This window comes from Salinimicrobium oceani, from assembly GCF_012037645.1.
The window spans coordinates 1-439 of record NZ_JAAVJR010000682.1 but is presented as its reverse complement, the minus strand read 5'-3'; the positions used below and the strand labels follow the sequence as shown (position 1 = coordinate 439).

Sequence of the window (439 nt, the reverse complement as noted above, 5' to 3'; positions counted from 1 at the left end):
GAGATATGCCATGTATTCGGCATTATCGATCCCTTCTTCGGGCTTGACGACCACCTGTGGGAAAGTATTGCGGTTACTGCCACCATAAATCCTCCTTACCACGTTCACCGGCACAAAAGCATTGGAGTCATGGCCGCTTCCAAAAAGGCTGGCACCTTTCTTTTCAAGAACACCAATTACAGTAAATCGTCTTCCATAAAGGCGTACCTGTTCTCCAAGAGGATCGGCATTCCCGAAAAGATTTTCATACACATCATATCCCAGGACAACAACAGGGGTTCCACTTGCAGATTCAGCCATGTTAAAAAACCTTCCCTCCTCCAGCTGTAGTGCTTCTATATCATAATATTCAGCAGAAACAGCCCCAATACCTACGTTAGATGCAGTCTTGTCATTGTATTTGATCGATTCCTGAGGCACGTTCAAAACATAAGACATA

General features: G+C 44.6%; 1 protein-coding gene. It reads right to left on the bottom strand.

What is annotated here, in order from left to right:
• The coding region (locus tag HC175_RS18855; RefSeq protein ID WP_168139725.1) for an ABC transporter permease at positions 1 to 439 on the bottom strand (439 nt) is incomplete at both ends.